This is a genomic window from Snodgrassella alvi (assembly GCF_002777745.1).
GTDB classification, from domain to species: domain Bacteria; phylum Pseudomonadota; class Gammaproteobacteria; order Burkholderiales; family Neisseriaceae; genus Snodgrassella; species Snodgrassella alvi_D.
This window is the reverse complement of the sequence record NZ_MEIO01000031.1, coordinates 22,757-29,897: the sequence shown is the minus strand read 5'-3', so window position 1 is coordinate 29,897 and position 7,141 is coordinate 22,757. Positions and strand designations below refer to the sequence as shown.

General features: G+C 38.6%; 13 protein-coding genes. All 13 read right to left on the bottom strand.

Features of this window, described 5'->3' with window-relative positions:
* Window positions 1-81 precede the first annotated feature (81 nt).
* Entirely contained in the window at window positions 82-345 is a 264-nt protein-coding gene (locus BHC51_RS04875; protein WP_100153421.1) for a hypothetical protein, read from the bottom strand.
* Window positions 346-1,036: 691 nt separating this feature from the next.
* Window positions 1,037-1,270, bottom strand: a complete 234-nt coding sequence (locus BHC51_RS04865; protein ID WP_100153477.1) for a hypothetical protein — start codon at window positions 1,268-1,270, stop codon at window positions 1,037-1,039.
* A complete protein-coding gene (locus tag BHC51_RS04860; RefSeq protein ID WP_100153476.1) occupies window positions 1,264-1,467 on the bottom strand; it encodes a hypothetical protein in 204 nt (67 codons plus the stop codon). The genes BHC51_RS04865 and BHC51_RS04860 overlap by 7 nt, the downstream gene beginning before the upstream one ends.
* A gap of 194 nt (window positions 1,468-1,661) precedes the next feature.
* Window positions 1,662-2,126 carry a single-stranded DNA-binding protein gene (locus BHC51_RS04855; protein WP_100153475.1) on the bottom strand — a complete coding sequence of 155 codons (465 nt, stop codon included), beginning with the start codon at window positions 2,124-2,126 and terminating at the stop codon, window positions 1,662-1,664.
* A gap of 11 nt (window positions 2,127-2,137) precedes the next feature.
* Complete coding sequence (locus tag BHC51_RS04850; RefSeq protein WP_100153474.1) at window positions 2,138-2,776, bottom strand: translocation protein TolB precursor; 639 nt, start codon at window positions 2,774-2,776, stop codon at window positions 2,138-2,140.
* Between the two features lies 1 nt (window position 2,777).
* Window positions 2,778-3,662: a recombinase RecT gene (locus tag BHC51_RS04845; RefSeq protein ID WP_100153473.1), complete on the bottom strand. Its 885-nt coding sequence runs from the start codon at window positions 3,660-3,662 to the stop codon at window positions 2,778-2,780.
* A gap of 54 nt (window positions 3,663-3,716) precedes the next feature.
* Window positions 3,717-4,013: a hypothetical protein gene (locus BHC51_RS04840; protein ID WP_100153472.1), complete on the bottom strand. Its 297-nt coding sequence runs from the start codon at window positions 4,011-4,013 to the stop codon at window positions 3,717-3,719.
* A gap of 111 nt (window positions 4,014-4,124) precedes the next feature.
* Entirely contained in the window at window positions 4,125-4,829 is a 705-nt protein-coding gene (locus BHC51_RS04835) for a hypothetical protein (RefSeq protein ID WP_100153471.1), read from the bottom strand.
* Window positions 4,830-4,911: 82 nt separating this feature from the next.
* Window positions 4,912-5,595: a DUF5710 domain-containing protein gene (locus BHC51_RS04830; protein WP_100153470.1), complete on the bottom strand. Its 684-nt coding sequence runs from the start codon at window positions 5,593-5,595 to the stop codon at window positions 4,912-4,914.
* A 91-nt stretch (window positions 5,596-5,686) separates the two neighbouring features.
* Complete coding sequence (locus BHC51_RS04825; RefSeq protein WP_100153469.1) at window positions 5,687-5,905, bottom strand: hypothetical protein; 219 nt, start codon at window positions 5,903-5,905, stop codon at window positions 5,687-5,689.
* 40 nt (window positions 5,906-5,945) lie between these two features.
* A complete protein-coding gene (locus tag BHC51_RS04820) occupies window positions 5,946-6,380 on the bottom strand; it encodes a hypothetical protein (protein ID WP_100153468.1) in 435 nt (144 codons plus the stop codon).
* A 23-nt stretch (window positions 6,381-6,403) separates the two neighbouring features.
* Window positions 6,404-6,865 (bottom strand): hypothetical protein, encoded by a 462-nt coding sequence (locus BHC51_RS04815; RefSeq protein ID WP_100153467.1) that lies wholly within the window; start codon window positions 6,863-6,865, stop codon window positions 6,404-6,406.
* A 17-nt stretch (window positions 6,866-6,882) separates the two neighbouring features.
* On the bottom strand, window positions 6,883-7,119 hold the full coding sequence (locus BHC51_RS04810) for a hypothetical protein (RefSeq protein ID WP_100153466.1): 237 nt from the start codon (window positions 7,117-7,119) through the stop codon (window positions 6,883-6,885).
* Window positions 7,120-7,141 lie beyond the last annotated feature (22 nt).

Below are 7,141 nucleotides of genomic sequence, written 5' to 3'. Positions count from 1 at the left end.
AATCATGATTAACTCCTTTCAATTTGCATTGTCTGTGAGAGATAAAATAAAACCCGCTGGTTAGCGGGTATTTGAACTAAATTAATTTTGCGGTATTGCTTGTCTTAATTTTTCCAACCTTGCGGCGATCCGCATTTGCTCATCCGCGTGTTGCTCAAAAAATTCAAACGCCTGAGGAGGCAGAACCCCACCCACATCTTCTGCCATTTGTGCAGCTAAATCCTCTTGCCCTTGCAGAAACGCCTCATATTCATCAATCATTTTTAAAGCTGATTCGAACTCCTCATTACTAACAGCTTCTGCAATTAACGATAAGCTTGGCTCATCAAAATATTCTAAAAGCATCTTTCATCTCTCTATCAATTTTTAAACTCGGGTAGGGTGGCAGGAGGTTAGGCACTCACTGCTATCGTGTATGTGCTAGGATTTCGGTTCCCAAAACAACCCAAGTTTACTATATATTCATATTTAATATTCAATTTACCTCCATTTGTTATCAAACTTAAAAACTAAAGCCCGCGGGTTGGCGGGCTGGGTTATTTAGGCAAATGCTAATCCTATAAGTAAAATTAGAAGCATCTGGCATCATGCTCCTTTCTATTAACTTTAAACGGAATAGAATAGACAAGAATATATAATTACTGTACACTCAATACTGCTTTACTAGTAAAAATGCAAGTGATTTTTTTCTTGACTTTTACACTTGATTTTTACAGAAGACAGGGAATAATTCTGTCCATCCCGTGTAAACTCAGTGAAGTTGGCGCTTCACTGAGTTTATTTTACTTGGCGGGCTTGGCTATTTAGGCATAGGGATTTCAGATAGTGGGATATAGTGGGTAATATTCCTCGCCTCAGAATCATATTTCCTCCACTCACCCTTGATATTGCAATAGTAATCCATAAACGCTGTCGGCGGGACATCCTCGAAAGGGTAACTAAATTTAACTCTAATAAGATATTTGCCGCTTTTCTTTGGTTTCCCATCTTTCTCAACGCTACACCAATTAAGAAAATTATCCATTCCGCCTCCTTGTTAAGGTAATGGCAGCTCATTGATATTAATCCAGTGCGTTATGCCTGCATCTGAAATATAATCAGGCGACCAACCACCTCCATCGCAACCATCATAATAAAATTTTCCTATACTGGCGTCATAGCTACATGTTTCCAAATATACCGAACCATCGGTTTCCCTTGTGATTGTAATAATTCCATTCTCTCCAATGGTTGGAGGTTTTTCATCAGGGTATTTGTGCCAAGCTAGCATATAGTTTCCTCATCTGCACATAATTTAGTTTTTATCTCTTCATAAGAGTTTTTAACCGTGTGCTGCTCCGCACCAGTACAAAATGAAATAAGTATATGAGCATTTCCATTAGCTCCTTTCCATAACATCTGGATGCAAGTAACATTAATTACAAATTCCGTACCATCAAGCTCTGTTAGTTTTATAAATTTACTCATTTTAAAGCTCCAATAAAAAAGCCGCACTAGGCGGCTTCATGTTCATATTTCTCACATTTAACAGCTATATATCCATCTTCATAAGTCTTAATAGGCTTCATAGTAGAAAAAGGTAGCTGTGAGCAATCATTAATTTTAAATTTACAGGTCATACATAGACCACCCTTAGGTATGTAGATTGCCATATTCACCTCTTAAAATGGAATGGAATCATCAATATCATCTACAGGAGGAGACGCTGGTTCCCGCTGTGGCTCTTGCCGGCGAGGTGGTGGCGGATTGGAAGCTGTAGGGGCAGCATCATAACTGCCCCCTGAATTAGAGGCGTTTTTGCTGTCGCCCAGCATCTTCATTTCATTACCAATGATGTCGTAGGCAATACGTTCAATGCCATCTTTTCCAGTGTATTTACGGCTTTGAATGCGACCCTCAATGAATACCTGACTACCCTTATGCAAATACTGGCCGGCTATTTCCCCCAGTTTTCCAAATAGGGTAATATTGTGCCATTCGGTACGGGTTTGAGGCTGTCCAGATTTATCTTTCCATCTTTCTTCTGTAGCAATAGCAAAATTGGTTACTGCTTCGCCGCTGGGCATATATCGAGTTTCAGGGTCACGACCCAAACGACCGACTAGGATCACTTTATTTACAGACATAGATTATCCTTTTAAGCCGCCTGCTCGAGCAGGGAGTTATAATATTCCTGACAAATTTCAACTTTTTCCTTAATCTTCTCAATTACCTTTTCATCTCTTTCTATCCTTACAGTAGTAACTCGTTTAAGCAGTGGAATATCCTCGACCGCATCAATCAGCACTTCCGCGCGGTCGTAAGTACTTAATAAGTTTTCAGGGCAGGGGAATAGCCAAAAATCAATATCGGCTTTATCGCAATCATAAAGCCACATATAACCCTGCATCTGATAAGTATATCCAGCTTTTTCAGCTTTCTTGTGAGCCTCATCGACAAAACGAGGGTGGGTAAACATATCCCATGAACACTTTGTATCGATAATTAGCCGTTCGCTCGGCACGTAAATATCGCACTCGCCTGTAATCCAGTCATTTTCTAAGCGGGTAGTATTTTTAGAAAATTCCCGCCCGCGCTTCATTCCACTTGCCTTTATAGCCGCCTCCTCAAGTAAATTACCCTTGACTGTTTCCTTACTGCCATCAAATTTCTTAACACCGTATAAGTTTTCTTTTGCCAAGGTGATCAAGTACGATTTAGCTGTATCGGAAAGGGGATTGCCTTTAGTCCGGCCATCCCCAATTATCAGTGATATTGCTGAGCATCTTATTTTCATTTCAAAGTCCCTCGATTACTTCCCGTTGTTCGGGTGTAAATTTGTAATCCCCGTTTAATACCGCTTCTTTACTTACCTCTCCTGTAGTAATATTTTCTACAAGCGTTTTCATCAACTCGTCATCAACAGGCATAGATAAATCCAGAGATGTATTTTGATTGTCTATGTAATCAAACTTATCCTCAGTCACGTCCTTAATGACTGATTGGTCTGATAAAACGGCCTTTTGCAGTTCAATAGACAAGGGAGCCTGTTTAGACAACAACAATTTAGTTACTGTTTTCAATGCCATCTGCTCATAATTATCAGCCCATACGCCATAACCCTTTTTAAATGATTGGCTGTAGCGTTTAGCATGCTTATCAATCTGGCTAGTTGTCATATAAAGCTCGGCAGTAAAGCCATTAATTAACTTGAAATATGCATAAAAACCGATAGGTTTTTCATTTTCATCAGGTTCAACCGACCAGTCAAACTTAAAGCCGTTAATTAAATCTTTCTCAACTAATTGAGCTTCATAAACCGGCAATGAAACAAGACGCTCAAACTGTCCTGAACGCTGGGCTAACTGTATTAATCCTTTGTAACCAAGCTGAAATTGTGCCTCAAAACGTCCTGATTTCTTATTGTGATAAGGGACGATATAAGCAAAGCCGAAGCTGTTATTAATTGGCAGATTTAAGGTTGCCGCCATGCACGCCGCATTAAAAATAGATAATTGATCAGCATTCAGAAGCATTTCATTATTATTTACAATCTGCATGATTGAGGTTGCAAAGCTGGCGGTATTTTTATTAACCAGCTCATGCATTTTTTTCTGAATAGCTGGGCTGTTTAAAAATGATTTAATGTCTTTGGCTTTTTGGATTGCGTTGGTGTTACTCATTTTCAAGCTCCATTAAAATAGCCAGCACTAGGCTGGCTTCTGTATTAAAATATATTAATAATCTTCATCTTCTTCATTCTGTTTCCATGATACCGGCACCCAATCTGTAACCGGTTTTGTTCTTTTTAAAACTTCATAGGGTTGATTTCCATAAGAATCACCACGCTTTCCCGTCAAGTCGCGCACCCACTCAATTGCATAATATTTGCCATTAATACGTACGATGGTTTTTGACTCTGTACCCACTCCAAAACAACAAATTACAGCACTTAATTCGTTCTCGGATAGTTCTTCGCCAGCAATAATTTTTTTATAGAGTTCTTGTTCAAAATCTTTAAGTTCGTCGTTCATTTATTCATTTCCAACGTGGTTAAAAAGTTAAAACTCCAATAAAAAGCCAGCACTAGGCTGGACATGTTAATTAGTATCAGTTTTAGAAGTGGGTAGGTTATAGTCTATTGGCTAACATATAATCCTACCTTCATCACTTACGTTGATTGTTTGACCATTAGCTCCATGGTAAATCCTACCTTTATCACTTACGTTGATTGTTTCACCATTAGCTCCATGGTAAATCCTACCTTTATCACTTACGTTGATTGTTTCACCATTAGCCCCACCGTAAATCCTACCTTCATCGCTTACGTTAATTGTTTCACCATAAGCTCCATCGTAAATATGACCATCACCGCTTACGTTAATTGTTTCACCATAAGCTCCATCGTAAATCCAACCTTTATTGCTTACGTTGATTGTTTCACCATAAGCTCTACCGTAAATACAACCATCATTTACGTTGATTTCATCAGCTTTCGTGTTACCCCATATACGCGCATACCCACAAACAATTAATTTGCCGATTACATTTAACCCGCCTTTAGTAAGAACCTTTCCAGTTATTTTTACATCACCCTTAATGATTACCTTGCCGGGATAAACGAATACAGGTTCATCTGGTAATTCGTCTAATACTAAATCTGGTAATGTAAAATCAAGATTCTTAAGTATCCAATTAATATCCCAAAACTCTTCTAATGCTATGCATTTCTTAATAACATCCCAATAATCAGCATTGCCTTTAGGATAATATCTTTCAAATAGTTCACATCCATCAAAACAAGCACCTTTTTCGTCCAACTCTTGCAAAGTTATAGTTGTAGTTTCCATAAATATCTCCAAAATAAAGAGCCAGCATTTAGCTGGCTATATCAATAGTTACAATAATGTTCAGTATTAAATTACTACCCAATCATTCATCACAGGCATACTGTTTTAAATCCTCATGCATTTCTACACCCTCGGGTAAATACCATTTTTTTACATCTTTATCCCATCTGGCTCCATGCTGTTTTGCTGTCCATCTTTCAGTGTAGGGGACATTTAAGTATGTTCTAGCTGCCCGCAGGCTCATTATTTTTGCTTTTTTGGCTTCTTCCTTTTTCTTTTCACGTTCCGCAGCTTTAGCATTAACTTTTGAAAAATCAGGAGGATCAGCGTATAACGCACTGGCTAGCAATCTTCCGGCCTCAGTATATTGATAAACACCATTACGCAGTTTTTCAACTAAGCCGCCGCGTTCCAGTGTGTCTATAATATTGAGAAGACAACCCCAAGGGCGCCAAGGTCTATAAGCAGTTAGCATTGATGCGGCATACTTCTGCGGTTTCTCCTTATCTATTAACATTAATTTAATTTCTTCTACAAGAAATTTGGCGTAGACATCAACGGCCTTAGAGTCCACGTGGTTAAAATCATAACCACCTTGTTGAACATTTTTACCTTGATAGCGACTAAGCACTTTTCTCAATTTCAAAACTGCCTGTTTTTTTGGTGTATAACTGATAAATTTTTCATGCTCAGCCTGCTTTTTAGCCAAGCTTTCAGCATTGAGCCTAGAACGGTCAAGCCTGAATTGCTGTATAGCTGTGCTCATTATTCAACTCCAATAAAAAACGCCAGCATTTAGCTGGCTGTGTCTACTCATCCACGCAAATGCACTCATCGAATGCATTTGAATTGATAAGTTATCCGGAAATATGTATGTCTACAGGTTCCCACGTGTTTTCATCCATGCATGAGATTAATCCACCACATGTAAACCCAGCGTTGGAATAGCTTTCACCGGGCAAAGTAACTGTGCATGTATGCTCATCCCAAAATATAACAACCGACCCGTCACGCTTTCCTTTTCTGCCTACAGGGAATTTAATTCTAGACGCATCAGGTTCCTTAACTTCAATCATGATTAATTCCTTTCAATTTGCATTGTTTGTAATAGATAAACTATCCGCAAATTCTTAAGTTAACTGACGTCCACCTACTTTCTTCATCAAGTAGGTGATGTCTATCCCCTATTTTATAGTATTCGTCAGCCCCAGAATCAGCTATTACCCCAGCATGTGGTTCAGTAAGGATAACAATCATACCATTTTTACGATGTTGCTTAACCACTGGATATACAATTTCATCTCTTGTAGACTTGTTATCACATAGGATTATTTCCCCTGCTGATATCTCTATATCTACAGGCTTCCACGCATCATACATTAAACATGACCAATCGTCTGTTGTATACCCAAGGTAATATGTAGATTCACCTTTATCAACAACCGTACACTTACATTCCTTCCAAAAAATAACAACCAGCCCATCATTCTTACACATTCTAGCTACCGGATATTTAATCTCCGGTATACTACATTCAGTAATTTTAAGCATAATTAATCGTATCCCTTAATCAGTCATCCATAAATTTTTAAATTAGCTGGTTCCCAATTAGAATCAGTAGGCTTCATAGCCTCATCCCAAAATTGGTCAGCAGGATAACCACCAAACAGATGAGTTTCTTTCATCCTACCTATGTCGGCTACTACTCCGACTTTGCAGCTAGTAAAGATAACAAGCAACCCATCGTCTATCCGTCTTCTAGCTATTGGATATATAATTTCTTCTTTAGTAGATTTACTACCGTCAAAAACAATATATTCTCCTGATATTTCTAAATCCACAGGCGTCCATCTATCATAATCCTTACAGGATACAAATCTATTGGAGGTTTGCCCGTCAGGAGGATATTGAACGCTACCGCGGATGCTTGTACCCTTATGTTCATCCCAAAAAATAACCACCTGACCATCCGACTTCCATTTTCTACCCACAGGATATTTGATTTCGGGTTCTTCTTTTTTTGTAACTGTAATCATGATTAACTCCTTTTAAATTAAGCTTTCTGAAAAATATAATTGGTTACTACGCTTTCAGCCTCTAGTGGCAGATGGCTTAATATCTGCCCAACTGTCTGCTGCCTGTAATAGCCACCTAAAACTATAGCCTTAACCAGCTCATTTGCTACTTTTTGCATATCCTCGTAGTATTCTGAGCAGCGGAGTTTGCCAATAGCATCATCCGCTACCTTTACTAGCTCATCATCAGCTAACTGTTCAGTAGTTATTCCCATGTTTTACTCCTTGATATTACTT

Coding starts and splice junctions, on each gene's coding strand:
- BHC51_RS04860 (WP_100153476.1), bottom strand. CDS start 1,467: ATGAGTAAATTTATAAAACTAACAGAGCTTGATGGTACGGAATTTGTA.
- BHC51_RS04845 (WP_100153473.1), bottom strand. CDS start 3,662: ATGAGTAACACCAACGCAATCCAAAAAGCCAAAGACATTAAATCATTT.
- BHC51_RS04815 (WP_100153467.1), bottom strand. CDS start 6,865: ATGATTACAGTTACAAAAAAAGAAGAACCCGAAATCAAATATCCTGTG.
- BHC51_RS04825 (WP_100153469.1), bottom strand. CDS start 5,905: ATGATTGAAGTTAAGGAACCTGATGCGTCTAGAATTAAATTCCCTGTA.
- BHC51_RS04835 (WP_100153471.1), bottom strand. CDS start 4,829: ATGGAAACTACAACTATAACTTTGCAAGAGTTGGACGAAAAAGGTGCT.
- BHC51_RS04830 (WP_100153470.1), bottom strand. CDS start 5,595: ATGAGCACAGCTATACAGCAATTCAGGCTTGACCGTTCTAGGCTCAAT.
- BHC51_RS04840 (WP_100153472.1), bottom strand. CDS start 4,013: ATGAACGACGAACTTAAAGATTTTGAACAAGAACTCTATAAAAAAATT.
- BHC51_RS04865 (WP_100153477.1), bottom strand. CDS start 1,270: ATGCTAGCTTGGCACAAATACCCTGATGAAAAACCTCCAACCATTGGA.
- BHC51_RS04850 (WP_100153474.1), bottom strand. CDS start 2,776: ATGAAAATAAGATGCTCAGCAATATCACTGATAATTGGGGATGGCCGG.
- BHC51_RS04820 (WP_100153468.1), bottom strand. CDS start 6,380: ATGCTTAAAATTACTGAATGTAGTATACCGGAGATTAAATATCCGGTA.
- BHC51_RS04810 (WP_100153466.1), bottom strand. CDS start 7,119: ATGGGAATAACTACTGAACAGTTAGCTGATGATGAGCTAGTAAAGGTA.
- BHC51_RS04855 (WP_100153475.1), bottom strand. CDS start 2,126: ATGTCTGTAAATAAAGTGATCCTAGTCGGTCGTTTGGGTCGTGACCCT.
- BHC51_RS04875 (WP_100153421.1), bottom strand. CDS start 345: ATGCTTTTAGAATATTTTGATGAGCCAAGCTTATCGTTAATTGCAGAA.